Origin of the sequence: Xanthobacter sp. 126, from assembly GCF_000526175.1 — a bacterium.
GTDB lineage: Bacteria > Pseudomonadota > Alphaproteobacteria > Rhizobiales > Xanthobacteraceae > Xanthobacter > Xanthobacter aminoxidans.
On record NZ_JAFO01000001.1, the window covers coordinates 3,902,789 to 3,926,301 of the forward strand.

The window sequence follows — 23,513 nt, forward strand, 5'->3', positions numbered from 1 at the left end:
CTGGTCCGGCATCTTTATCGGATGATCGGACCATAAATCCAAAATCATTGCGCCGTCAATCTTTGGGTGGAGACGCCGGAATTTCCAATCAAATAACTGATTATCATATGAAATATCACAATTTCCGTGACCTGAGGCGCGTGGCTAGCGGAAAATTTCCGCTTGACCACATGATTTTAGTCGGACAATTTTAGTCCGACAAAAAAGAGGCGATGCGTCCACATGGTCGAGGCTGTTCACGTACTGGAAGGCGGGGGCATCGCAGAGGGGGACGTCGGCGCGTCCGTGCTGGACCAGGCTGCGCCGGCCGGTGTCGCCCTGCGCAGCGCGGCCGAGAGCCGGGGGCTCGACTGGGCGGCGATCGGGCGTCATCTGGAGGCCCAGGGCATCAGCCTCGATCCCGCATTCGTGCCCCGTCAGTTCACAGGCGGTCTCGCCAACCTGAACTTTCTCGTTCGCGTGTCGGACGGCTGGGCCGTGCTGCGGCGGCCGCCCGATGGCCCCCTACCCCCGGGCGCGCACGACATGGCGCGCGAGCACCGCATCCTTTCACATCTCTGGCGGGAGCTGCCGCTCGCCCCGCGCAGCCTGCATCTGTGTGCCGACGCAAACATTGCAGGCGCACCATTCCAGGTGATGGAATTTCGCCCCGGCATCGCCCTGCGCGGTGACAGCCTGTCGCCCTTCCCGGCAACCGCCGCCACCGGCGCGGACCTCTCGCACAAGCTGGTCGAGACGTTGGCCACCATCCACGCGGTGGATCCGGCCCGGATCGGCCTGTCCGATCTCGGCCGCCCCGCCGGCTTCTTCGCCCGCACAGCCGCAGGCTGGATCGGCCGCGCCGAGCGGGTGGCGCAGGGCGCGCTCTCCCCGGCCGCCCGCGCCGTCGCCGGCTGGCTCGCCGCCGCAGAGGTGCGGGACGCGTCGGCGCCCACCCTTCTCCATAACGATTTCAAGCTCGACAACGTGCTGCTGGCCCCCGCCACCCGCGTGCCCGTCGCAGTGGTGGACTGGGACATGGGCACCCGGGGCGACCCGTTGTTCGATCTCGCGACGCTGCTCAGCTACTGGACGGAGGCCGGCGACCCACCGTGCATGCACGAGCTGGCGCAGATGCCCACGGCCCACCCCGGTTTTCTGACACGGGCCGAAGCGGCGGACGCCTACGCCCGCGCCACCGGCCGCGACCTGTCCCAGCTCAAGGCCTACCGCGTGCTTACCATGCTGAAGCTCGGCGTGGTGTTCCACCAGCTCCACGCGCGGCACCTGGCCGGCGAGACGGCGGACCCGCGCTATGCCGGCTTCGGCACACTCGCCGAGGCGCTGTTCGATTTCACCCTCGACATCATCAACGACAAGACCTTCTGAAGGCGAGGCCCATGGATTTCGCGCTCCCCCCCGATCTCGCCGCGCTGGAGGCCCGCACCGCGGCTTTCGTGCGCGACGAGGTACTGCCCTTCGAGACCGACCCGCGCCGCACCGCCCACGGCCCCACCGACGATTTGCGCCGTGATCTGGTGGCGAAGGCGCGCGCGGCCGGGCTTCTGAGCCCACACGTGCCAAAGGAATGGGGCGGGCTCGGCCTCTCCCACCTCGGCAAGGCCGTGGTATTCGAGGCGGCGGGCTATTCCATGCTCGGCCCCATCGCGCTCGCCATCGCCGCGCCGGACGAGGGCAACATGCACCTCCTCGCCGAAGTGGCGAGCGAAGCGCAGAAGGCCCGCTACCTCGCCCCCATGGCGGCGGGCGAGACGCGCTCCTGCTTCCTGATGACCGAGCCGCATCCCGGCGCCGGAGCGGACCCGTCTTTGCTCAAGACAACCGCAGTGAAGGACGGCGACCACTTCGTCATCAACGGCCTCAAATGGCTCATCACCGGGGCAGAAGGCGCGGCCTTCGCCATCATCATGGCGCGGACCCTCGTGGACGGACGGGACGTGGGCGCCACCATGTTCCTCGCTGATCTGCCGGTGGAGGGCGTGCGCATCGTGCGGGCGCTCGACACGCTGGATAGCTCCTTCACCGGCGGCCATGCGGAAGTGGCGCTGGAAAATCTGCGCGTCCCCGCGTCCGACGTGCTCGGTGCCGTGGGCGAGGGCTTCCGCCATGCGCAGGCGCGGCTCGTGCCGGCGCGGCTCACCCACTGCATGCGCTGGCTCGGCGCCGCGCGCCGCGCCCACGACATCGCCACCGAATATGCGGGCCGGCGCGAGGCGTTCGGCGGCACGCTCCTGTCCCATGAGGGCGTCGGCTTCATGCTGGCCGACAACGAGATCAATCTCCACACCACCCGCCTCGCCATCCGCCACGCCGCCTGGCTGCTGGACCAGGGGCAGAAGGCGAACGTGGAAAGCTCCATGGTGAAGGTGTTCGCGTCCGAAGCCATCTTCCGCATCGTGGACCGGTCGCTCCAGGTGCTGGGCGGCCTCGGCATGACGCGCGACACGGAGGTGGAGCGCATCTTCCGCGACGTGCGGGGTTTCCGCATCTATGACGGCCCGTCCGAGGTGCACCGCTGGAACATCGCGCGCCGGCTGGCCCGCAGCGCGGGCGTGAAGGCCGTGCCGGAAGGGAGGGCAGCGTGATGGGCCTCGCCCTTCCCCTGCCCCATCCCGCGCCCATGCCCGGCCTTGCCGGCAAGATCGTCATCGTCACCGGCGGCGGGCGGGGCCTCGGCCGCGCCGTAGCGGAGGGCTTTGCCACCGCCGGTGCCCATGTGGTGCTCACCGGCCGCAGCCCCGAGACGCTGGCCGAGGCCGCCGCCTCGATCGCCACCCATGGCGGATCGGCCGAAGGCATCGCCGCCGACGTGGCCAGCGAGGCGGATGTGGAGACGCTGGCCCACACCGTAGTGGAGCGCCACGGCCGCATCGACGTGCTCGTCAACAATGCCGGCATCAACCCCTGGTACAAGACCGCCGAGGACACCAGCCTCGCCGAATGGCGGCAGGTGGTGGAGACCAACCTCACCGGCGTGTTCCTCGCCGCCCGCGCCGCCGGCCGGGTGATGCTGACCCAGGGCGAAGGCGCCATCGTCAACATCACCTCGGTGGCCGGAAAGGTGGGGCTGGCGCGCACGACGGCCTATTGCGCCGCCAAGGGCGGGGTGGAGCTGATGACCCGCCAGCTCGCCCTCGAATGGGCGAAGAGGGGCGTGCGGGTGAACGCCGTCGGCCCCGGCTATTTCGCGACCGAGCTGACCGAGGGCATGCGCCAGAACCCCAAGCTCGCCGAGCGCGTCACCGGCCGCACGCCCATGGGCCGCTTCGGCCATCCGCAGGAGCTGGTCGGCGCCTGCCTGTTCCTCGCCTCGCCCGCGGCCTCCTACATCACCGGCGCCTCGCTGGCGGTGGACGGCGGCTGGACCGCCGCCTGATCCGAAAGACCAGAGATGAACGCCCTGACGCCCACATCCACCCCGCGCTCCACCCCTTTGGCCCTCGCCGGCCTGAAGGTGCTGGACCTCACCCGCCTGCTGCCGGGCGCCTTCTGCTCGCTGATGTTGGCCGACCTCGGCGCCGACGTGCTCAAGATCGAGCAGCCTGAGGGCGGCGACTACAACCGCACCTTCCCGCCCTTGAACCGGGCGGAATCCGGCTCCTTCCTGCTGCTCAACCGCAACAAGAAGAGCCTGACGCTGAACCTCAAGTCGGAAGAGGGCCGCGCCATCCTCCTCAAGCTGGTGAAAGATGCGGACGTGCTGCTGGAGGGCTTCCGCCCCGGCGTCATGGACCGCCTCGGCCTCGGCTATGACACCCTCGCCGAGATCAACCCGCGCCTCGTCTATTGCGCCATCTCCGGCTACGGGCAGGACGGGCCGAGCCGGCTCAAGCCGGGGCACGACCTCAATTACCTCGCCGAAGCCGGCGCCCTGCAACTGTTCGGCAAGGCGGGGGAAGGCCCCATCGTGCCGGGCCTCTCCATCGCCGACGTGGGCGGCGGCTCGCTCATGGCCTCCACGGGAATCCTCGCCGCGCTGCTGGCGCGGGCGACCACCGGGCGCGGGCAGTTCGTGGATGTGTCCATGCATGACGGCGCCATGTCCTGGCTGTCCCTGCACGGCGCCGATCATCTCTTCGCCGGCATCGAGCCAAAGGGCGGCGAGCGGCCATTCATCGGTCAGGCGCCCTGCTACAACGTCTATGCCTGCGCCGACGGGAAGCATGTGGCGCTGGGCCTCATCGAGACGCATTTCTGGCACCGCTTCTGCGACGCCGTGGGCCTTCCCGCGCTGAAGGACGAGCAGTGGCCGGAGGGTGAGCGGGAAGTGGCGCAGAAGGCCACCCTCGCCGACTTGTTCGCCCGCAAGACGCGCGACGCATGGTTGGCCGAGCTAGAAGCCGCCGACATTCCCTTCGGCCCCGTCTTCTCCATGGAGGAGGCGTTCGCCGATCCCCACGCCCGCCACCGGCAGATGCTGATGTCCATGGAGCATCCGGTGGAGGGCACCATTCCCCAGCTCGGCTTTCCGGTGAAGTATTCCGGCACCCCCTGCGCCCTGCGTTCGCCGCCGCCCCTGCTCGGCGAGCACAATGGCGAGGTACTGGCGGGCCTCGGCTATGCGCCCGAGGAGATCGCCGCGCTCAAGGCCAGCCGGGCCATCTGAGGCAATACGCGCAAGAGAACACCAAGAGAGCACAATGCTCCGGGAGGAAACCATGGCCCTCAGCCAGATGGCGCCGACCAAAATGGCGCCCAACATGACCGACTATGCCGAAACGGTCCGCACCTTCCGATGGCAGGTGCCGGAGACGTTCAATTTCGGCGCCGACGTGGTGGATCAATTCGCCCGCACCGCGGACGGGCCCGCCCTCATCTGGGCCAACGCGGCGGGCGAGGAGCGGCGCTTCTCCTTCTCGGACATGGCGCGCCTGACCAACCGCTTCGCCTCGGCGCTGGCGGCGCGCGGCATCCTGAAGGGCGACCGGGTGCTGGTCATGCTGCCGCGCATTCCCGAATGGCAGGTGGCCATGGTGGGCTGCCTGAAGCTCGGCGCCGTGCCAATCCCGTCCATCGAGATGCTCGCCCCCAAGGACATCGAATATCGCGTGCGCCATGCCGGCGTGCGGGCCGTGGTGGCCCGGGCCGAGCACGCACCGAAATTCGCGAACGTGATGGGGGAGGTCCCGGTGCGCCTCGCGCTGAAAGGCCCCCTTGGCGGCGCGCCCGGCTTCGAGCCGCTGGAGGAGGCACTGGCCTCCGGCGACGAGGCCTTCGCGCCCGTGACCGTCAGGGCCGATGACCCTGCCGTCCTCTATTACACCTCCGGCTCCACCGGCCAGCCGAAGGGCGTGCTCCACGCCTCCCGCGGGCTCTATGCGTGGCGCGGCTCGGCCGTCTGCTGGCTGGATCTTCGCCCCGGCGACACCATCTGGTGCACGGCCGACACCGGCTGGAGCAAGGCCGGCACCTCCATCCTGTTCGGCCCGTGGAGCTGCGGGGCGGCCAGCTTCTTCTACGACGGTCCGTTCGACCCCAAGGAGCGCCTGCGGCTGCTGGAGCGCTACGGCATCACCGTCTATTGCGCGCCGGGCACCGAGCTGTTCCGGGTGGTGGATGCCGGCGTCGCCGAGCACGACCTCTCGCGCCTGCGCCACACCGTCTCCTCCGGCGAGACGCTCAACCCCGCGGTCGCGGCGCGCTGGCAGACGGCGACAGGCGTCCCCATCCTCGAAGCCTACGGCCAGACCGAGACGCTGATGACGCTGCTCAATTATCCCTGCGTCGCCCCGCGCGAGGGATCCATGGGCAAGCCGCTGCCGGGCCTCGATCTCGCCGTCATCGACGGCGCGGGCAACCGCCTGCCGCCCGGCGTGGAGGGCGACATCGCCCTTCTCACCCCCAACCCGCAGATGATGCTCGGTTATCTCGACGAGCCCGAGCGCACCGCCAGCGCCCATGTGGAGGGGCCGGAGGGGCGCTGGTTCATCACCGGCGACCTCGGGATGGTGGATGCGGACGGCTATTTCTACCACCGTGGCCGCAATGACGACGTCATCAACTCAGCCGGCTACCGCATCGGCCCCTCCGAGGTGGAGAACGCCTTGCTCGACCATCCGGCGGTGCAGGAATGTGCGGCGGTGGCGGCGCCCCATCCGGAGCGCGGCGAGATCGTGAAGGCCTTTGTCGTGCTCCGCCCCGGCTTCACCGGCGACGATGCGCTGGCGGCCGCCTTGCAGGATCACGTGAAGCGTGTCACCGCTCCCTATAAATATCCCCGCGCCATCGCGTTTCTCGGCGAACTGCCGAAGACCATGACCGGGAAAGTGCAACGCAAGGTGCTGCGGGACCTGGAGAAGGCCCGCGCCGCCGAGAGGATGGTTCCTGATGTCGCTCGCGCTTGATCCGGTGCAGGTGGAGCCGGCCTTCCGTCTCGTCGCCCGCACCATCGAGGACAAGATCCTGGCCGGCGAAATCGCGCCGGGGGATCTGCTGCCCTCAGAGGCCGGGCTCGCCGAGAAGCTGGGCGTGAACCGCTCCACCATCCGCGAAGCCATCCGCGTGCTGGAGCAGAACGGCTTCGTCAGGCGCGAGGCGGGGCGGAAGAAGCTCTATGCCTCCATCCCCCAGTCCGGCGACATTTCCCGCCGGCTCACGGCGGCGATGGTGCTGCACCAGGTGACGTTCGAGGAATTGTGGGAGGCCATGTACGCGCTCGAGCCTGCCGCTGCCGCCTCCGCCGCCCAGCGCAGCGACGCGGCCGACCTTGAAGACCTAGAGCGCAATCTCGAGGAGACGCGCAAGGCGCTGAAGGATTCCACCAGCCTCACCGCCCTCGACATCGAGTTCCACGATTTGGTCGCCCGCGCTACCCGCAACCGGGCCATCCAGATGGCAAGGCTGCCGATCTCCGAGCTGTTCTATCCGCCCTTCCTGAAGGTGATGTCGCGCCTCAATGCCGGCGAGCGCCTGCTGGTGGCCCATGAGGCGATCTTCGCGGCGGTGCGCGATCACGATGAGAAGCGCGCGCGGGACTGGATGGAGAAGCACATCCTGGACTTCAAGCGCGGCTACGAACTCGCCAATCTCGACATGGCCACCCCCGTGGATATGCCCGAGAAATGAGTGCGCCCGCCCCCTCCCCCACCGCTGTCACCTCCGGCGCCCTCTCGGCCGAGGACGCCATCCGCTCGCGCCGCTCCATCCGCGCCTTCCTGCCGACGCCGGTCGGCGACGAGACCGTTGGGGCCATACTGGAGCTGGCGGCCCGCGCGCCCTCCGGCACCAACATCCAGCCGTGGCAAGTGCTGGTGCTGCGGGGCGAACCGCTCGCGGCGCTGACGCGCGAACTCCATGCCCTCTCCCTCGCCGGCGATCCCGGAACGGAGGAATTTGCCTATTACCCGCGGCAATGGCGCGAGCCCTATCTCTCCCGTCGCCGCAAGGTGGGGTGGGATCTCTATGGCACGCTTGGCATCGCCAAGGGTGACAACGAGCGGATGCGGCAGCAGTTGGCGCGCAACTTCCTGTTCTTCGACGCCCCAGTGGGCCTGATCTTCACCATGGAGCGGGACATGGAGCGGGGCTCCTGGCTCGACTACGGCATGTTCCTGCAGAACATCATGATCGCCGCGCGAGCGTTCGGCCTTCACACCTGCCCGCAGGCGGCCTTCAACGCCTATGGCGCGGTCATCGCGCGTCGCCTTGCCATTCCCCAAACGCAGATGATCGTCTGCAGCATGGCGCTTGGGTTCGCCGATCCCGAGGCTCCGGAGAACACCTTCACCACGGTGCGAGAGCCTCTGGAGCACTTCGTGCATTTCGTCGACCAGATCGCCTGAGCCGCACGCGAAATTCATCCCCGATCGTTTCGCCCGTCCTGCTGCCGCGGGGCGATCGCCTGCGCATGTCACCTGCGCCTGTCACATGAATGGGGTCATCATGGATCTGAAGGACAAGGTTGCCATCGTCACCGGCGCCGCCTCCGGCCTTGGCAATGCCACCGCACGCCGCCTCGCCGGCCTCGGCGCCCGCCTTGCCTTGGTGGACCAGAAGGAGGCGGGCATGTCGGCCCTCGCGCAAGAGACCGGGGCGCTGGCCCTCGCCTGCGACGTGGCCGACGGCGCAACGTCCGAGGCCGCCTTTGCCCGGATCCTGTCGGAACGCGGCCGTCCCCACCTGCTGGTGAACTGCGCCGGTATCGCGCCCGGGGCCCGGATCATCGAGAAGGATGGGCCGGGCTCCCTCGGCGAATTCGAGCGCATCGTCCGCGTCAATCTCACGGGCACCTATAACTGGCTCCGCCTCGCCGCCGCTGCCATGGTGGAGAATGCGCCGGATGACGAGGGCCAGCGCGGCGTCATCATCAACACCGCGTCGGTCGCGGCCTATGAGGGCCAGATCGGCCAGTCGGCCTATGCGGCGGCGAAGGGCGGCGTGGCGTCCCTGACCCTGCCCGCTGCCCGCGAACTGGCGCGCCACGGCATCCGCGTCGCCGCCATCGCGCCCGGACTGTTCGGCACGCCCATGGTGGAAGCGATGACGCAGGAGGTGCAGGACCGCGTCTTCGAGGTCATCCCGTTCCCGAAGCGTCCCGGCCGGCCGGACGAATTCGCCCGCTTGGTCCTCAGCATCGTCGCCAACCCCATGATCAACGGCTCCGTGCTCCGGCTGGACGCCGGGCTGAGGATGCAGGCGCGGTGAGGTTGAAGCGTTCGGCGAGGCGCGAAGGGGTAGGCCTCTTTCTGCCGCTCCCGCCACCCGGCCGCCCCTCTATCGCGGCGGCGCGCAGCCACACATGGCATTGAGGCCGGCGGTGACGAACCGCACGAAATCCTCGAACAGCGCCGGATCGCCCGCCGTCGCTCGCCCCCCGGACAGGCGTTCGATGCGCTTGTCGGCGACGTACATCAGCAGGGCACCGACGGCATATTCATAGGCCCAGAGCAGCCGGTCGTCCGGGCAACCGGGAAGCGCGACGGCCATGGCCTCCAGGAAGGCGCGGACCAGCGGATCATAGAAGCGCTCGATGGTCTCGGTGGCTTCCGGGCCCGGGTCCCAGGCGGTGCGGGCGACAAGCAGGGAGAAGCTGTCGCCACTCGCCGAGCCGTACAGCCGCACCACAGGCTCCGCCCAGGCGGTGACGATCTCCGCGACCCGCCCCTCCCCGGGGCCGCGCGCGCCGATCTCGCGGATGCGGGAGATGCGCTCGTCGAGATTGGCCTGGCGGTGGGCGAAGACCGTGGCGAGCAATTCCGGCTTGCGGCCGAAATAATAGCCCACCAGCGCCACCGGCACGCCGGCGCGGGCGGCGATGTCGCGCACCGAGACCGCGGCATAGCCCCGTTCGGCAAAGAGAAATTCCGCGCTGGCGAGAATGTCCTGCCGGCGGTCGGGCCGCTGCGGATCGCCGGGCGCGATTGCCGAGCGGCGCGCGCCCTTTCCCCGTCCGGACGGCGAGGCGGAGCGCCTGGCGGAAGATGGCTTCTTTGTCGTCTCCATGGACCTTTTCTAGCGTTACCGGTGCATCCGCACCAGCCATGGCGTCGCGTCGACTTGTACAATCGTACAATAACATATACGACTGTACAAAACGAAGCCTGCGCGATGGGCCGGGAGGACGAGACGCCGTGCCAAGATTCGTCGATATCTCCATTCCGCTGGAAAACGACGTGCCCGCCGACCCGCCCTTCCAGCGGGTCCGCATCGACTATTCCGTCCACACGGAAACCGCCGCCACCCTGTGCGCCGCCTTTCCGGGCCTCAGGCCAGAGCAGCTCCCCGAGGGCATGGGCTGGGCGGTGGAGACGGCCCACATCTCCACCCACAACGGCACCCATGTGGACGCCCCCTGGCACTATCACCCCACCATGGACGGGGGTGCCCGCGCCATCACCATCGACGAGATCCCGCTCGACTGGTGCTTCCGCCCCGGCGTGAAGCTGGACTTCCGCCACCTGCCCGACGGCCATGTGGTGACACCCGCCGAGATCGACGCGGAACTCGCCCGCATCGGCCACACGCTGAGCCCCCTCGACATCGTGGTGGCCAACACCGCCGCCGGCACCGCCTATGGCCGCGCGGACTATATCGACAAAGGCTGCGGCTTCGGCCGTGACGCCACGCTCCACCTCGTGAACCAGGGCGTGCGCGTGGTGGGAACGGACGGCTGGAGCTGGGATGCGCCCTTCTCCTTCACCGCCCGCCGCTTCGCCGAAACGGGCGATGCCTCCCTCATCTGGGAGGGCCACAAGGCCGGGCGTGAGAAGGGCTACTGCCAGATCGAGAAGCTCCACAATCTCGAGGCGCTGCCCGCCACCGGCTTCACCATCAGCTGTTTCCCGGTGAAGGTGCGCGCCGCCTCCGCCGGCTGGACGCGGGCCGTCGCCATCCTTCCCGATTGAACGCATTTTCGCGGAGACATGTCTTGAGCAAGGTCATCATCACCTGCGCGGTGACGGGCGGCATTCACACGCCCACAATGTCCGACGCACTGCCCATCACGCCCAACGAGATCGCCGAGCAGGCGATCGCCGCGGCGGAAGCCGGCGCGGCCATCCTGCATCTGCACGCCCGCGATCCCAAGGACGGGCGGCCCACGCCCGATCCCGCTGTGTTCATGGAATTCCTGCCGCGCATCAAGCAGGCGACCGATGCGGTGATCAACATCACCACCGGCGGCGGCCTGAACATGACGGTGGAGGATCGCCTCGCCGCGCCGCTGAAGGCCGCGCCGGAGATGTGCTCACTGAACATGGGCTCCATGAACTTCGCGCTGCATCCCCTCGCGAAGCGCTATTCCAGCTGGAAATACGAGTGGGAGGAGCCCTACCTCACCGGAACGAAGGACTTCATCTTCCGCAACACGTTCGGCGACATCGAGCGCATCTACAAGATGCTCGGCGAGGAGCACGGCACCAAGTTCGAGCATGAATGCTACGACGTGGGCCACCTCTACAATCTCGCCCATTGCCTCGATCAGGGCTGGTTCCGTCCGCCGGTGTTCCTGCAGCTGATCTTCGGCATTCTCGGCGGCATCGGGCCGGACATGGACAATCTGATGTTCATGAAGCGCACGGCGGACAAGCTGTTCGGCAAGGACTATCACTGGTCCGTGCTCGCCGCCGGCCGCCACCAGATGCCGTTCGCGACGCAGGCGGCCATGATGGGCGGCAACGTGCGGGTGGGACTGGAGGACAGCCTGTTCATCGGCCGCGGCAAGCTCGCGTCTTCCAACGCCGAGCAGGTGGCGAAGATCCGCCGCATCCTGGAAGAACTCGGCCACGAGATCGCCACCCCGGACGAGGCCCGCGCCACCCTCGGCCTCAAGGGCGCCGACAAGGTGAGCTTCTGAGACCTGAGGAACGCCATGGCACCGCCCAATCCCATCGACGGCTTTACGGTAGCCCCCGCCGCCATCGCCTATGTGGGCGAGGGCCTGCAGCGTCCCGAATGCATCCTCGCCGAGCGCGACGGCTCCCTGTGGAGCGCGGACGCGCGCGGCGGGGTGGTGCACATCCGCCCAGATGGCACCCAGACGCTGATCGCGCAAAGCGAGGCGACGCATTTTGCCTCCGCCACCGACGAGGAGACGCGCTTCGTCTCCGGCACATTGCCCAACGGCCTCGCCTTCGCCCGCAACGGCGACATCCTGATCTCCAATTTCGGCACCGACCGGCTGGAGATCATGACCCGCGACGGGCAATCCCGCGTGCTTGCCGACACCATCGACGGCCTCCCCATCGGCAAGGTCAATTTCGTGCTGCGCGATAGCCGTGACCGCATCTGGCTCACCATCTCCACCCGCATCAAGAACTGGATGCAGGCCATGAGCCCGAACGTCGCGGACGGCTACGTGGCGCTCTACGAGAATGGCCACCTGCGCATCGTCGCGGACGGCTTCTGCTTCACCAACGAGATCCGCTTCGACGCCAACGAGGAATGGCTCTATGTGGTGGAGACCGGCGGCAAGCGGGTGACGCGCCTGCGGGCCCTGCCCAATGGCGATCTCGTGGACCGCGAGACCTTCGGCCCCTCCGACCATGGCGCCTTCATCGACGGCATCGCTTTCGACGCCCATGGCAACCTCTGGGGCACCCATGTGATGACGGACCGCATCTTCGCCATCACGCCCGACGGCGACATGCGCATCATCCTCGACGACGACCACGGCAGCCCGGCCGGCAAGGCGCTGATGGCCGCCCTGGAGAAAGACGCCGTGACGCCGGAGCTGATGCTCGCCTGCGGCGGCACCATCGCGCCGTGGTTCGCCAGCGTAACCTTCGGCGGGCCGGACCTCAGGACCGTCTATGTGGGCAGCCTGCGCGGCACCCGCATTCCCTTCTTCCGTTCACCGGTGGCGGGCCTGCCCATGGTCCACTGGTGACGGCCGACCAATAAAAAGCACGAACGGGAGGACATCCATGACAGCGAAATTCGGCCCCCTCGCCTTGGCCCTGGCGGCGGGACTTGCCGCGGCTCCGGCGGCGGCGGAAATCTCCGGCGGCACGGTGAAGGTGGGTGTGCTCACCGACATGTCCGGCGTCTATTCCGACATCACCGGCAAGGGCTCACTCATCGCCGCCCAGATGGCCATCGACGACTGCCTGAAGGCCGAATGCGCCGGCATGAAGATCGAGATGGTCTCCGCCGACCACCAAAACAAGGCGGACATCGCCTCGGCTACCGCGCGCAAGTGGATTGACCAGGACGGCGTGGATGTCCTCGCCGACATGTCCAACGCCTCCATCCAGCTCGCCATCGCGCCGCTGGTGAAGGAGAAGAACCGCGTCGCGCTCTTCCCCGGCGGCACGGCGCGCCTTACCGGCGATGCGTGCCAGCCCGGCCATGTGGTGCAGTGGATGTGGGACACCTATGTGCAGGTCGCCGGCATCGCCAACCGCCTCACCCAGCCCGGCACCTCCTGGTATCTCGTGACGGCGGACTATGCCCTCGGCCAGCAGCTGGAGGCGGACGCCAAGACCGTGGTGGGCAAGAAGGGCGGCAAGGTGCTCGGCTCCGTGCGCCACCCCTTCCCGGCGGTGGATCTCTCCTCGCCCCTGCTCACCGCGCAGGGCTCGGGCGCCGACATCATCGCCCTCGCCAACGCCGGCAACGACACGGTGACGGGCATCAAGACCGCCCGCGAATTCGGCATCACCACCTCGAAGCAGAAGCTCGTCGCCTTCTTCCTCACCGCGCTGGACGTGAAGAGCGTGGGCCTGCCGGTGGCGCAGGGCACGCTGCTCTCGGAAGGCTTCTACTGGGATCTCGACGATGGCACCCGCGCCTTCTCGGAGCGGTTCAAGGCGCGGAATGGCAAGATCCCGTCCGCCATCCACGCCGGCGTCTATTCCTCCGTCCTGCACTATCTGAAGTCGGTGGCGGCCACGAAGAGCGATGATGCCGAGACCGTGGTGAAGAAGATGGGCGAACTGCCCATCAAGGACGACGTCGTGCGCAACGCCAAGCTGAGGCCTGACGGACGCATGGTCCACGATTTTTACGTGTTCGAGGTGAAGGCGCCGGACGCCTCCAAGGGCGAATGGGACCTCTATAAGCTGGTCGCCACCCTGCCCGGCGACGAGGCCTTCCGCCCGCTCTCCGAAAGCGCCTGCCCGGCCATCATCGCCGCGCGCGGAGAGAAGAAGGCGAACTGAGCGACAACGGGGCCGCGCGTCCGGCACGGCCCCGTAGCGGCTTCGCCCCCTTGCCGCTTTCAAGCGCGCCGCAACGCGCAGTGGGATCGATGCGTCAGGAGTCCGCGGCCCGGAACAAGAGGTTAGCCGCGGCGGGCGGCTCCACGCAGGGTCGGCAATCCGATGCCCGCAGCGTCGAAGCCGCCGTCCACGGCGAGTTCCTGCCCGGTGATGTAGCTCGCCTTGTCACTGCACAGGAAGAGAACCGCCTCCGCGAGTTCCTCCTCCAGCCCATAGCGGGCGAGCGGGATGGCGTCGTGATAGTCGGCGCGGATCGCGGGCGAATGCACCTCTTTCGCCATGGCGGTGTCCACCGGCCCCGGCGCCACCGCGTTGACGCGGATGCCGAAGCCCGCGAGTTCCACCGCGAGCTGCTTGGTGAGATGCGCGAGCGCAGCCTTGCTGGTGCCGTAGGCGGCCCGCAGGGTCGAGGCCCGCAGCCCGGAGATCGACGTGATGTTGACGATGGCCCCAACGCCCTGACGCGCGATCAGCGGCACGGCGGCTTTGGTGCAGTTGAACGGGCCGGACAGGTTGACATCGAGCACTCGGCTCCACTCTGCGTCCGTCGTCTCGAGAATGGGCTTGAACACGGCGATACCGGCATTGTTGACCAGCGCATCGAGCCGACCGAACCGGGCGTCGATCGCCTGAACCGCGGCCGCGACCGCCGCCGGATCAGCCACATCGCAGACCAATGCGAGCGTGCGCTCGGGCTCAGCCAGGACGGCGAAGGCCTCCTGGAGCAGCAGGGGCTCGATATCGAGCAGCGCCACCCGCCAGCCGTCGGCAATGAACTTGCGCGCCACGGCAAGTCCGATGCCGCGCGCCGCGCCCGTGACTAGAGCAACCTTGGGATCTGGGAAGATGGAGGTTTCGGGCATGACCGTTTCGTCGTGGAATGATCTTGCTGAGGCTCATACCCCGACGATCGGCGAAACGGAATGCCCGCTGCAACAGACACCGCGGCGGGCGTCTTCCGCTTGGGAGGAAAGGCTCGGCGGAGAACGCCGAGCCCTCGCTTGCCGCAACTAGCGGAAGTCACCGGTGGCGATGGGGTCGGAACCCGGGAAGGTCTCCTCAAGCGCCTCGTCGAGCAGCCCCGCGTCGGCGGTGGGATAATCGGTGTAGCCCTCCGGCCCCTGCGTGTACCAGGTCTCCATGTGGTCCGGCGCGAGCGGAATCGCGTGGCGGATGCGGGCGGGCAGATCGGGATTGGCGAGGAAGCCGCGGCCGAAGGCAATGGCGTCCGCCTCGTCCTTCTCCAGGGCGGCCATGGCACGGGCGCCGTCGAAATCGGAATTCAGCACCAGCGGCCCGTCGAACACAGCCCGGATCTCCGGGTGGACCGGCGGATGGTCCGGCGTGCCGCGGGTGCCCTCCGGCGGTGGCTCGCGCAGTTCGAGGAAGGCGATGCCGATGTCCGACAGGATCTTAGCGGCGTGGCGGAACAGGGGCACCGGATCGGGATCGTTGACGCCCTGGCTCTCCCCGTTGGGCGACAGGCGCACGCCCGTGCGGTCGGCGCCGATCTCGCCGGCCACGGCCTCCGTCACCTCGCGCAGCAGGCGGGCGCGGTTCTCGATCGAGCCGCCGTAGGCATCCGTGCGGTGATTGGCCGAGGCGCGCAGGAACTGGTCGATCAGATAGCCGTTCGCGGCGTGGATCTCCACGCCGTCGAAGCCGGCGAGCAGGGCGTTGCGGGCCGCCCGGCAATAGTCGTTGAGCAGGCCGGGGATCTCGGCGGCATCGAGGGCACGGGCCTCGGCATGGGGTTGCTTGCCGTCATAGGTATGGGCGTAGGCCGGCGCGGTCGTCGCCGATGCGGAAACGGCCTTGGCGCCGTCAAGGAAGCTCGGATGCACGATCCGCCCCATGTGCCAGAGCTGGCACACCATGCGCCCGCCGGCGCTCTTCACCGCGTCCGTCACCGGCCGCCAGGCGGCGACCTGCTCGTCGCTCCAGATACCGGGCGCGAAGGGCCAGCCGAGGCCCTGTCGGCTGATGCCGGTGGCTTCGGAAATGATGAGGCCGGCGCTGGCGCGCTGGGCATAATATTCCGCCATGAGCGCGGTGGGCACATGCTCGCGCGTGCCGCGACCACGGGTCAGGGGCGCCATGAACATGCGGTTCGGCGCCGCGATGGCACCCATCTGGATGGGATCGAACAAGGTGGGCATGGGTCTTCTTCGGGAGCTCTACGAAGAACCGCCCTCGGCCGGCGTCTGGCTGCGAAAGACAGGGCGGACAATTGGCTGCAGGCGAGAGGTCAAGGCGGGACGAACACACCGGCCTCCCGGAAGAGCAAAGCGGGGAGCGTTTGCCGAGGCGGCCGCCTGTTGGATCGTGACGGCATGGAGGGTCGTGTCGGGACAGCAGGACACGGCGAGCGTGCCGAAGGCGGCGACGAAGATCAAGGCCGCGGGCGCAACCGCAGTTGCTCGCGCCCCCAAGCGACCATCGGCGGCCGGAAGTTCACCGGCCGCGCCATTGTCCTGAGCACTGCCGCTGACGGCCTCAGCGGTGTCGCGAGCGGCAGCCGTCTCTTCGCCGCGAACGTCGCATCACCGCGTCGCGCCCTCGACGCCTCTCCACATATCGGCATTCGGGGCGCGAGGCCTTGCTCCCGGACACGGCCCGCCCCGGCGTCCTGATCGGGCCCCCTTTTCGGCGCCCCCTCCCCACGCATTGACCGTCAACGCCGGAGAATGGCGCCGGGGACACCATCACGAGCGTCGTGTCGGCTTTCCTTTTGGCTTTCCCTCGAATGCGTTCGGACGCCCGCTTCTACGCTGGCCCTCGCCTTTGCCTTGACCAGACGGCTTGGCTTCGCGCGGCTTCTCGAACCCGGCCTTGCCGTGCTCCGCCCTGCCATCGGCAGATTTCCCCTGCGCGGGCCTGTTGCGAAACGTCTTGCCGCGGGGGGGCTCCCCGGATGGCAGAAAGCCGCGCGCCGGCTTCCCGCGGGCGGGCCGCTTCGAAGGCTCAGCAGGCTGGCCGGGCAACAGTTCGATGACGACATCGTCGCCATCCGCCCTGCGGGCCGCCTTGCCGAAACGATCGGCGGCGGCGAGGCTGACCTCGAAAGCCGTCTCCTCATCGGATATGCGGATGACGCCGATATCCTTGCGCGTCACGTTCCCGCGCCGGCAGATCAGGGGCAGCAGCCATTTGGGATCAGCATTGTTGCGGCGCCCGACATTCAGGCGGAACCAGACACTGCCGGCGCCCGAGCCGCCGTCGAAATCCCGGCCCGCCGCCCGGTCGCGCGCGGCACGGGGCTCACCCGGATCGGCGACCTCCTCCGGAGCCGGCAAGCCGGCCCTGTAGAGGCGCACCAGCGCAGCGGCCAGATGCTCGGGCGAATGCGCGGCGAGCAACGCGAGGCCGGCGCTGGCATCCTCTTCATTCGGCTCATCGGTGATGACCGCATCGCTCAGCATCCGTTCGTGGTCGAGCTTGCGGATGTCCTCGGAGGTGGGCGGGCCGGACCATGAGGGCCGGATGCCGATCGCCCGCATGAGATCCTCGGCCCGGCGCCGGCGAAACGGCGGCACCAGCAGCACACTCACGCCCTTGCGCCCCGCCCGGCCGGTGCGGCCGCTGCGGTGCTGAAGGCTTTCGGCATCGTTGGGCAGGTCGGCGTGGATGACGAGGCCGAGGTTCGGCAGGTCGATCCCCCGCGCGGCGACGTCGGTGGCGACACACACCCGCGCGCGCCCGTCCCGCAGCGCCTGCAAGGCATGGTTGCGCTCGTTCTGGCTCAGTTCTCCGGACAGCGCGACGGCCGAGAACTGACGCTCCTGAAGCATGGCGTGCAGACGCCGCACGGCCTCCCGCGTGTTGCAGAACACGATGGCGCTAGGGGTATCATAATAACGCAAAACGTTGACGATCGCGTGCTCGACCTCGGTCGGCGCGACGCGCATGGTGCGGTACTCGATGTCGGCGTGCCCGCCTTCCGCCCCCGCCACCTCGATGCGCAAGGCATCGCGCTGGTAACGCTTGGCGAGCGCGATGATCCCCCGCGGCATAGTTGCGGAAAACAGCAGGCTGCGCCGCTCCGGCGGGGTGGCGTCGAGAATGAACTCGAGATCCTCGCGAAAGCCGAGATCGAGCATCTCGTCGGCCTCGTCGAGCACGGCCACGCGCAGCGCCGAAAGATCGAGGCGGCCGCGTTCCAGATGATCGCGCAGGCGGCCGGGCGTGCCGACGACGATGTGGGCGCCCCGCGCCAGCAGGCGCTGCTCCTGGCGCGGGTCCATGCCGCCGACGCAGGAGACAATGCGGGCTCCGGTCGCTGCGTAAAGCCAGGCGAACTCGCGCTGGACCTGCAACGCCAGTTCCCGTGTGGGGGCCACCACCAGCGCCTGCGGCACGCTCGCGAACTCGAAACGCTCCGCGGTGCCCAGCAGCGTCTCGGCCATGGCGAGGCCATAGGCGACCGTCTTGCCGGAACCGGTCTGGGCCGACACGAGAAGATCGCGACCTGACGCCTCGGGCGCCAGCACGGCGAGCTGCACCGGCGTCGGATTGTCGTAGTCTTTTTCCGCCAGGGAGCGGGCGAGCGCCGGATTTGTCGTCAGGAAGGGCACGGCTGGGTCCGCCTATCTCGCAGTATCGTCAGGCGTCGAAGGGTAGCCGTCGGAAAGCATGTGGAACGCCTTCCTAATACCCCGGGAGCCAAGACGCCACAGCCGCCAGGGTGCGCTTCTAAGGCACATGGCATCGTTTTCGTAAAGCTGCGCCCCGCCCCGGGACCAACAGCCCCCGGTTTCCTGCACGCCTCCTTCCCTGAATTTTGAGGTATGGAGGCCCCGATGGGCAAAGCGAACTTCACCGAGAACGCCGAGCGCGACGCCCTCCTTCAAGCCCGTGGTGACGATGACCAAGGTCTGATCGTAGAGCCGGCCTGATATGCATCTTTAAAATACAACAACCGCGTCCGAAGCGGACCTTATGATAATCCGATACTCATCAGGCTGGCGTTTCCTCCCGCGGCGGCGGTATTGATGGATGTCGAGACCTCCTCCATCAGCCAGTTGAGGCAATAGGCATCGGGTTCGTTGAGCAGGTCCTGTGTCGACGCGGATTGGGCCAGCACCAAGGGGCCGCCGAGCGTCGCGATCTTGAGGTTCACCGTACGGACGCGCTCAGCCTCGCCCTCGATGAGGGCACCTGAGAATGGTCCGTCGGCCTGCCAATCCGAACTCAGCTTAATCCGTGCGGCGACGGCGGCCGGGAGATCGGAAAGCGCACCGTGCAGTCCGGGAGCGGCATCGATGGCAACGAGATTCCCGGTCGCGAGAGCCGCGGCGATCTGGCGGTAGAGGCCCCGCTCCGTCTGCGGCACAAGGAGGATGAGGCCGCGCGGGTGGAGCGCGTAGAGGTTGCGTTCGCCTTCCAGGCCGGCGAGCTCCTTCTCCACCCCGAGCGCGGAGCGCACCGCGAACTCCCGCGCCGCGTTGGCCTCCGTGCGCAATCCCTTGCGGCTGAGCCAGCTCGCGAAATCGAGCACCGCCGGGTCGGTGTGTGTCGTGCCCTGCAGCAGCGGCGCCGGCGCTTTCCGAACGAGCCGTCCGACGTAAAGCGGGCCGCCGGCCTTCGGGCCGGTTCCCGACAGGCCCCGGCCGCCGAACGGCTGGACGCCGACCACGGCGCCGATGATGTTGCGATTGATGTAGAGATTTCCAGCCTTGATGCGGCTCGTCACGTGCTCGATCGTCTCGTCGAGGCGCGTATGGAGGCCGAAGGTCAGCCCGTAGCCCGAAGCGTTGATGTCGTCGATCAGCCGGTCCAGCTCGTCCCGGCGATAGCGGATGACATGCAGCACCGGCCCGAACACCTCCCGCGTGAGGTCCGAGAGGCTTCGCAGCTCGATGATCGTTGGGGGAACGAAGGTGCCGCGTGCAGCGGTGGCGGGCAGGTCGAGCTGCTCCACGCCGCATCCAAGCCCGCGCATGCGTTCGATGTGCGCGGTGATCTCGTCTCTGGCGCCTTGCGAGATGACGGGGCCGATGTCCACGCTCAGCCGGTCGGTGCGGCCGATCGCAAGCTCCCTCAGCGCGCCTTTGAGCAGGCGCAGCGTCCTGTCTGCCACCTCCTCCTGCAGGCAGAGGACGCGAAGCGCGGAGCAGCGCTGCCCGGCGCTGTCAAACGCCGAGGCGATGACATCAGGGACCACCTGCTCGGCGAGCGCCGAGGAGTCCACGATCATGCCGTTCTGCCCGCCGGTCTCGGCGATCAGCGGGATCGGCTTGCCGGTGGAGGACAGGCGTTCGGCAAGCTGCGCCTGAATGAGGCGTGCCACTTCGGTCGAGCCCGTGAACATCACGCCCGCCGTTTCCGGCGCCGCGATGAGCGCGGACGCGAAACGCCCGCTGCCGGGCACGAACTGGAGGGCGCCGCGTGGCACGCCGGCTTCATGGAGGATCCGGATGCTCTCGAACGCGATCAGCGGGGTGGCTCCGGCGGGCTTCGCCATGACCGGATTGCCGGCGACGAGCGCCGCCGCGACCTGGCCGGTGAAAATCGCCAGCGGGAAGTTCCACGGACTGACGCAGACGACCGGACCGAGCGGCATGTGCGACGGCCCCAGAGTCCGGCGGGCCTGGTCGGCGTAGTAGCGCAGGAAATCGATGGCCTCGCGCACTTCCCCAACGGCGTTCGCCGCCGACTTGCCCGCCTCGCGCATCAGGATCCCCATGAGGGCTTCCATGCGCGACTGCATGATGTCGGCGGCGCGTTCCAGGCACGCGGCGCGCGCATCGGGCGACACGGCCGCCCAGTCCGGTGCGCCATCCGCAGCGAGGCACGCCACGCGCGCGGTGGCCTCAAGGGGCAACTCCGTGACCATGCCCACGGTATCCGTGTGATCGGCCGGGTTCAGGATCGCGCGCGCATCGCCCGCATCCGAGCCCTCCGAAAGCAGCGGAACCGCATGCAGGCCTAGGCGAGCGCCCGCACCGAGCGCGCGGGAGAGCCGCGCAAGCGACGGTTCGTCGGACAGGTCGATGCCTTCGGAATTCAACCGCTCGTGCCCGAAGAGCGCGCCGGGAAGCGATATCTGATCGTGCGGCGCCCCAATGACGGGCATCCCCCGGACAAGGTCGGCGGGATCGACCACCAAGTCGTCGACCGAGACGTTCGGGTCCGAAATCCGGTGGACGAACGAGGAGTTCGCGCCGTTTTCCAGAAGCCGCCGCACGAGATAGGCCAACAGCGTCTCGTGGGTGCCGACGGGCGCGTAGATCCGGCATGGCCGATCGAGATTCTGGGCACCGACCACCTCGTCATACAGCGGCTCGCCCATGCCGTGGAGGCACTGGAACTCATACTGGCCGACGCGGAAATCCGGCCCCGCCAGATGATAGATCGTCGCCAGCGTCTGGGCGTTGTGGGTGGCGAACTGCGGAAATACCGCGTCGCGCGCATCCAGCAGCTTCCGCGCGCAGGCGATATAGGCGACGTCGGTGTGGATCTTCCGCGTGTAGACCGGGAAGTCCTTCAGCCCGTCAACCTGTGCCCGCTTGATCTCGGCATCCCAATAGGCGCCCTTGACCAGCCGCACCATGATGCGGCGTCCGGAGCGCCGCGCCAGATCGATGATGTGATCGAGGACGAAGGGGCAGCGCTTTCCATAGGCCTGGACCACGAAGCCCAGACCGTCCCACCCCTTGAGGCTCTCGTCGAGGCTGAGTTCCTCGAGGATGTCGAGCGAGAGCTCCAGGCGGTCCGCTTCCTCCGCATCAATGTTGAGACCGATATCGTAGCGACGCGCCAGGACTGCGAGGCCACGCACCCGTGGCAGCAGCTCGGCCATGACGCGCTCCACCTGCGCGCGGCTGTAGCGGGGGTGCAGCGCGGAGAGCTTGATGGAAATCCCCGGGCCGTCGTAGATGCCCCGCCCGTCCGCCGCCGTTCCGATGGCGTGAATGGCGTTCACGTAATCCGCAAGGTAGCGCTGCGCGTCCTCCGCCGTGATGGCGGCCTCGCCGAGCATGTCATAGGAATAGCGGAAGCCACGCGCCTCTAACGGACGGGTCCGCTTGAGCGCTTCGTCGATGGTCTCGCCGGTGACGAACTGCTCGCCCATCATGCGCATGGCCATGTCCACGCCATGGCGGATGACCGGCTCGCCGCATCTTGCGATCACCCGGCCCAGTGCCGCGGAAAGGCCGCGGTCGTTGACCGTGGATGTCAGCTTTCCAGTGACAAGCAGCCCCCATGTGGCGGCGTTGACGAACAGCGGACGGTCGCTTCCGAGGTGAGATTTCCAGTCGCCCGAGGAAATCTTGTCGCGGATGAGCGCATCCCGCGTGGCGTTGTCGGGAATTCTCAATAGCGCTTCCGCAAGGCACATCAGGGCCACGCCCTCCTGGCTGGAGAGCGAATACTCCTGCACCAGCCCCTCGACGCCGCCTCCTCTGCGCTTGGCCCGCACGGCGCTGATGAGATCTCGCGCGGTCCGGGCGATCGCGTCCTTTGTCTCCTGCGGAAAGGTGGCTGCCGCCAGAAGAGGCGGCACGCACTCCGTTTCCGGGCGGCGGCAGGCCGCAGAAATCGCGCAACGCAGGTCGCCCTGCGGGCGGATTGGGGGGGCGAAGCCTGCGAAGGGTGCGAGAGCTTCCCCGTCGGTCATGAAAGTTATCGTGTTCGACATCAAGCACACTCAGCGAAGAGGGGATCATCGAAATGTGGATGCTTGCCGCGCATCCGGGATCTTGTGCTTTGCTGGGCCGTTCAGATTTTCCGGTCCGACGGTGACGACCGTAAGGATGGCCCGCATAGCAAAGGGCCGAAAGTGCTTCACGAGGTTCGTCTGCCCGCCGATGTCGAACGTGCCGCCCCGGCGCGCATCTCGCTGCACCGGGAAAGGGCAGCGGACGGCCTTTCCGGCCGGGACCGGCAGTGGCCAGCTCTACTTTGCATACCGGTCGGACAGGAACGCGAGGGCGGTCGGCCCCTTCGGCATCCAATCGAGATCGTGCCGGGTCGCGATCCCTCTCATCCGGGTGTTCGATCCAAAAGTGAAGCGGGCCTTCTCATTGCCCAGAACCGCCGACGCTTCGTCGATGGTCCAGCTGCCATCAGCCGGATGCCCGTGCAGGCGGTTGAGGAGACGGACCATGTCGCCGAACGAAACCTCCCCGCTCTCGACGAAATAGAACGCGCCCGACCGGCCGCGCTCAATGGCCAGGTGATAGGCCCGTACGACGTCGTCGATATGGACGGACGAGGTGATGTTCCGTCCGGGCCCGATGTAGCGGGCACCGGATCGGCTGGCCTGAGCGGCCAGAAACGGGATCTGGATGCTGTCCTTCTTGGCGCCGAGCGCCTCGCCATAGATGAGGCTGTTGCAAATAACCATCGGCCGAAGCCCCCGCAAGGCGCTGCGTCGCACGGCCGTGTCGATGGCGAGCCGGTGGGCTTTCTGCGGAACCGGCATGAGCGGCGTGCTCTCATCGTGGATCCGGTCGCCATACTCACCGTGCGCATCATCCGCGATCAGGCTGGATCCGCTCGAATGAACCAGGGTCTTTCCGGTGCCCGCGAGGCCCTCGATCAGGGCATTGACAGCCATGGCATGATCCGAACTGGCAGCATTGACGACCACATCGGCGAGGGCGGCCGAGGACGCCAGGAGCCGGCCGTCATCGAGGCTCCCGATCACGCTCCGGAACCCGGCAGCTTCCATCAGCTCCGCCTGATCCGCGCGGCGGACAAGACCGGTGACAGTCGCGCCCTCGGCCTTCAGGCGCGAGGCCACCGAACCGCCGAGATAGCCGGTGATCCCGGTGATGAATACCTTCATGTTCAACCTCCGATTACGGCTCTTCCGCCGGAACGCAGGGCGGTCCACGTCGGGCAAGGCGG

General features: G+C 68.0%; 18 protein-coding genes. 12 read left to right on the forward strand and 6 right to left on the reverse strand.

Annotated features, from left to right (window positions below; genetic code table 11):
* The first annotated feature begins 222 nt into the window (after positions 1 to 222).
* From XAN126_RS0118550 to XAN126_RS0118585, 8 genes are all read left to right on the forward strand, one after another.
* Positions 223 to 1,368: a phosphotransferase family protein gene (locus XAN126_RS0118550; protein WP_024280081.1), complete on the forward strand. Its 1,146-nt coding sequence runs from the start codon at positions 223 to 225 to the stop codon at positions 1,366 to 1,368.
* 11 nt (positions 1,369 to 1,379) lie between these two features.
* Entirely contained in the window at positions 1,380 to 2,585 is a 1,206-nt protein-coding gene (locus XAN126_RS0118555; protein WP_024280082.1) for an acyl-CoA dehydrogenase family protein, read from the forward strand.
* Positions 2,585 to 3,376, forward strand: coding sequence for a 3-oxoacyl-ACP reductase family protein (locus XAN126_RS0118560; protein ID WP_024280083.1), 792 nt, complete (start codon positions 2,585 to 2,587; stop codon positions 3,374 to 3,376). The genes XAN126_RS0118555 and XAN126_RS0118560 overlap by 1 nt, the downstream gene beginning before the upstream one ends.
* Positions 3,377 to 3,391: 15 nt before the next feature.
* Positions 3,392 to 4,606: a CaiB/BaiF CoA-transferase family protein gene (locus tag XAN126_RS0118565; protein WP_029877393.1), complete on the forward strand. Its 1,215-nt coding sequence runs from the start codon at positions 3,392 to 3,394 to the stop codon at positions 4,604 to 4,606.
* Between the two features lie 52 nt (positions 4,607 to 4,658).
* Entirely contained in the window at positions 4,659 to 6,344 is a 1,686-nt protein-coding gene (locus tag XAN126_RS0118570; RefSeq protein WP_245272282.1) for an AMP-binding protein, read from the forward strand.
* A complete protein-coding gene (locus XAN126_RS0118575) occupies positions 6,328 to 7,065 on the forward strand; it encodes an FCD domain-containing protein (RefSeq protein WP_024280086.1) in 738 nt (245 codons plus the stop codon). The genes XAN126_RS0118570 and XAN126_RS0118575 overlap by 17 nt, the downstream gene beginning before the upstream one ends.
* On the forward strand, positions 7,062 to 7,781 hold the full coding sequence (locus tag XAN126_RS0118580; protein WP_024280087.1) for a nitroreductase: 720 nt from the start codon (positions 7,062 to 7,064) through the stop codon (positions 7,779 to 7,781). The genes XAN126_RS0118575 and XAN126_RS0118580 overlap by 4 nt, the downstream gene beginning before the upstream one ends.
* 100 nt (positions 7,782 to 7,881) lie before the next feature.
* Entirely contained in the window at positions 7,882 to 8,643 is a 762-nt protein-coding gene (locus XAN126_RS0118585; RefSeq protein WP_024280088.1) for an SDR family NAD(P)-dependent oxidoreductase, read from the forward strand.
* 69 nt (positions 8,644 to 8,712) lie between these two features.
* On the opposite strand, the gene XAN126_RS0118590 is transcribed toward XAN126_RS0118585, so the two are convergent.
* A complete protein-coding gene (locus tag XAN126_RS0118590; RefSeq protein WP_024280089.1) occupies positions 8,713 to 9,441 on the reverse strand; it encodes a TetR/AcrR family transcriptional regulator in 729 nt (242 codons plus the stop codon).
* A 128-nt stretch (positions 9,442 to 9,569) separates the two neighbouring features.
* On the opposite strand from XAN126_RS0118590, the gene XAN126_RS0118595 reads away from it, so the two are divergent.
* The 4 genes from XAN126_RS0118595 to XAN126_RS0118610 are packed head-to-tail and all read left to right on the forward strand — an operon-like array spanning position 9,570 to position 13,598.
* On the forward strand, positions 9,570 to 10,343 hold the full coding sequence (locus XAN126_RS0118595) for a cyclase family protein (protein WP_024280090.1): 774 nt from the start codon (positions 9,570 to 9,572) through the stop codon (positions 10,341 to 10,343).
* Positions 10,344 to 10,366: 23 nt separating this feature from the next.
* On the forward strand, positions 10,367 to 11,293 hold the full coding sequence (locus XAN126_RS0118600) for a 3-keto-5-aminohexanoate cleavage protein (RefSeq protein ID WP_024280091.1): 927 nt from the start codon (positions 10,367 to 10,369) through the stop codon (positions 11,291 to 11,293).
* 15 nt (positions 11,294 to 11,308) lie between these two features.
* Entirely contained in the window at positions 11,309 to 12,325 is a 1,017-nt protein-coding gene (locus XAN126_RS0118605; protein ID WP_024280092.1) for an SMP-30/gluconolactonase/LRE family protein, read from the forward strand.
* A 37-nt stretch (positions 12,326 to 12,362) separates the two neighbouring features.
* Positions 12,363 to 13,598, forward strand: coding sequence for an ABC transporter substrate-binding protein (locus tag XAN126_RS0118610; RefSeq protein ID WP_024280093.1), 1,236 nt, complete (start codon positions 12,363 to 12,365; stop codon positions 13,596 to 13,598).
* 122 nt (positions 13,599 to 13,720) lie between these two features.
* Here XAN126_RS0118610 and XAN126_RS0118615 read toward each other — a convergent pair whose 3' ends face one another.
* From XAN126_RS0118615 to XAN126_RS0118640, 5 genes are all read right to left on the reverse strand, one after another.
* Complete coding sequence (locus XAN126_RS0118615; RefSeq protein ID WP_024280094.1) at positions 13,721 to 14,521, reverse strand: SDR family oxidoreductase; 801 nt, start codon at positions 14,519 to 14,521, stop codon at positions 13,721 to 13,723.
* A gap of 147 nt (positions 14,522 to 14,668) precedes the next feature.
* Positions 14,669 to 15,817: an alkene reductase gene (locus tag XAN126_RS0118620; protein WP_024280095.1), complete on the reverse strand. Its 1,149-nt coding sequence runs from the start codon at positions 15,815 to 15,817 to the stop codon at positions 14,669 to 14,671.
* A gap of 546 nt (positions 15,818 to 16,363) precedes the next feature.
* On the reverse strand, positions 16,364 to 18,232 hold the full coding sequence (locus XAN126_RS0118625; RefSeq protein ID WP_024280096.1) for a DEAD/DEAH box helicase: 1,869 nt from the start codon (positions 18,230 to 18,232) through the stop codon (positions 16,364 to 16,366).
* A gap of 362 nt (positions 18,233 to 18,594) precedes the next feature.
* Entirely contained in the window at positions 18,595 to 22,278 is a 3,684-nt protein-coding gene (putA, locus tag XAN126_RS0118635; RefSeq protein ID WP_348550913.1) for a trifunctional transcriptional regulator/proline dehydrogenase/L-glutamate gamma-semialdehyde dehydrogenase, read from the reverse strand.
* Between the two features lie 279 nt (positions 22,279 to 22,557).
* Entirely contained in the window at positions 22,558 to 23,451 is an 894-nt protein-coding gene (locus XAN126_RS0118640; RefSeq protein WP_024280098.1) for an NAD-dependent epimerase/dehydratase family protein, read from the reverse strand.
* Between the last annotated feature and the right edge of the window lie 62 nt (positions 23,452 to 23,513).

What these genes read in the sequence shown, in the direction of transcription:
- XAN126_RS0118550 (WP_024280081.1), top strand. Translation starts at nt 223, where the DNA reads ATGGTCGAGGCTGTTCACGTACTGGAAGGCGGGGGCATCGCAGAGGGG.
- XAN126_RS0118605 (WP_024280092.1), top strand. Translation starts at nt 11,309, where the DNA reads ATGGCACCGCCCAATCCCATCGACGGCTTTACGGTAGCCCCCGCCGCC.
- XAN126_RS0118615 (WP_024280094.1), bottom strand. Translation starts at nt 14,521, where the DNA reads ATGCCCGAAACCTCCATCTTCCCAGATCCCAAGGTTGCTCTAGTCACG.
- XAN126_RS0118570 (WP_245272282.1), top strand. Translation starts at nt 4,659, where the DNA reads ATGGCCCTCAGCCAGATGGCGCCGACCAAAATGGCGCCCAACATGACC.
- XAN126_RS0118620 (WP_024280095.1), bottom strand. Translation starts at nt 15,817, where the DNA reads ATGCCCACCTTGTTCGATCCCATCCAGATGGGTGCCATCGCGGCGCCG.
- XAN126_RS0118560 (WP_024280083.1), top strand. Translation starts at nt 2,585, where the DNA reads ATGGGCCTCGCCCTTCCCCTGCCCCATCCCGCGCCCATGCCCGGCCTT.
- XAN126_RS0118585 (WP_024280088.1), top strand. Translation starts at nt 7,882, where the DNA reads ATGGATCTGAAGGACAAGGTTGCCATCGTCACCGGCGCCGCCTCCGGC.
- XAN126_RS0118590 (WP_024280089.1), bottom strand. Translation starts at nt 9,441, where the DNA reads ATGGAGACGACAAAGAAGCCATCTTCCGCCAGGCGCTCCGCCTCGCCG.
- XAN126_RS0118555 (WP_024280082.1), top strand. Translation starts at nt 1,380, where the DNA reads ATGGATTTCGCGCTCCCCCCCGATCTCGCCGCGCTGGAGGCCCGCACC.
- XAN126_RS0118575 (WP_024280086.1), top strand. Translation starts at nt 6,328, where the DNA reads ATGTCGCTCGCGCTTGATCCGGTGCAGGTGGAGCCGGCCTTCCGTCTC.
- XAN126_RS0118640 (WP_024280098.1), bottom strand. Translation starts at nt 23,451, where the DNA reads ATGAAGGTATTCATCACCGGGATCACCGGCTATCTCGGCGGTTCGGTG.
- XAN126_RS0118565 (WP_029877393.1), top strand. Translation starts at nt 3,392, where the DNA reads ATGAACGCCCTGACGCCCACATCCACCCCGCGCTCCACCCCTTTGGCC.
- putA (WP_348550913.1), bottom strand. Translation starts at nt 22,278, where the DNA reads ATGACCGACGGGGAAGCTCTCGCACCCTTCGCAGGCTTCGCCCCCCCA.
- XAN126_RS0118610 (WP_024280093.1), top strand. Translation starts at nt 12,363, where the DNA reads ATGACAGCGAAATTCGGCCCCCTCGCCTTGGCCCTGGCGGCGGGACTT.
- XAN126_RS0118580 (WP_024280087.1), top strand. Translation starts at nt 7,062, where the DNA reads ATGAGTGCGCCCGCCCCCTCCCCCACCGCTGTCACCTCCGGCGCCCTC.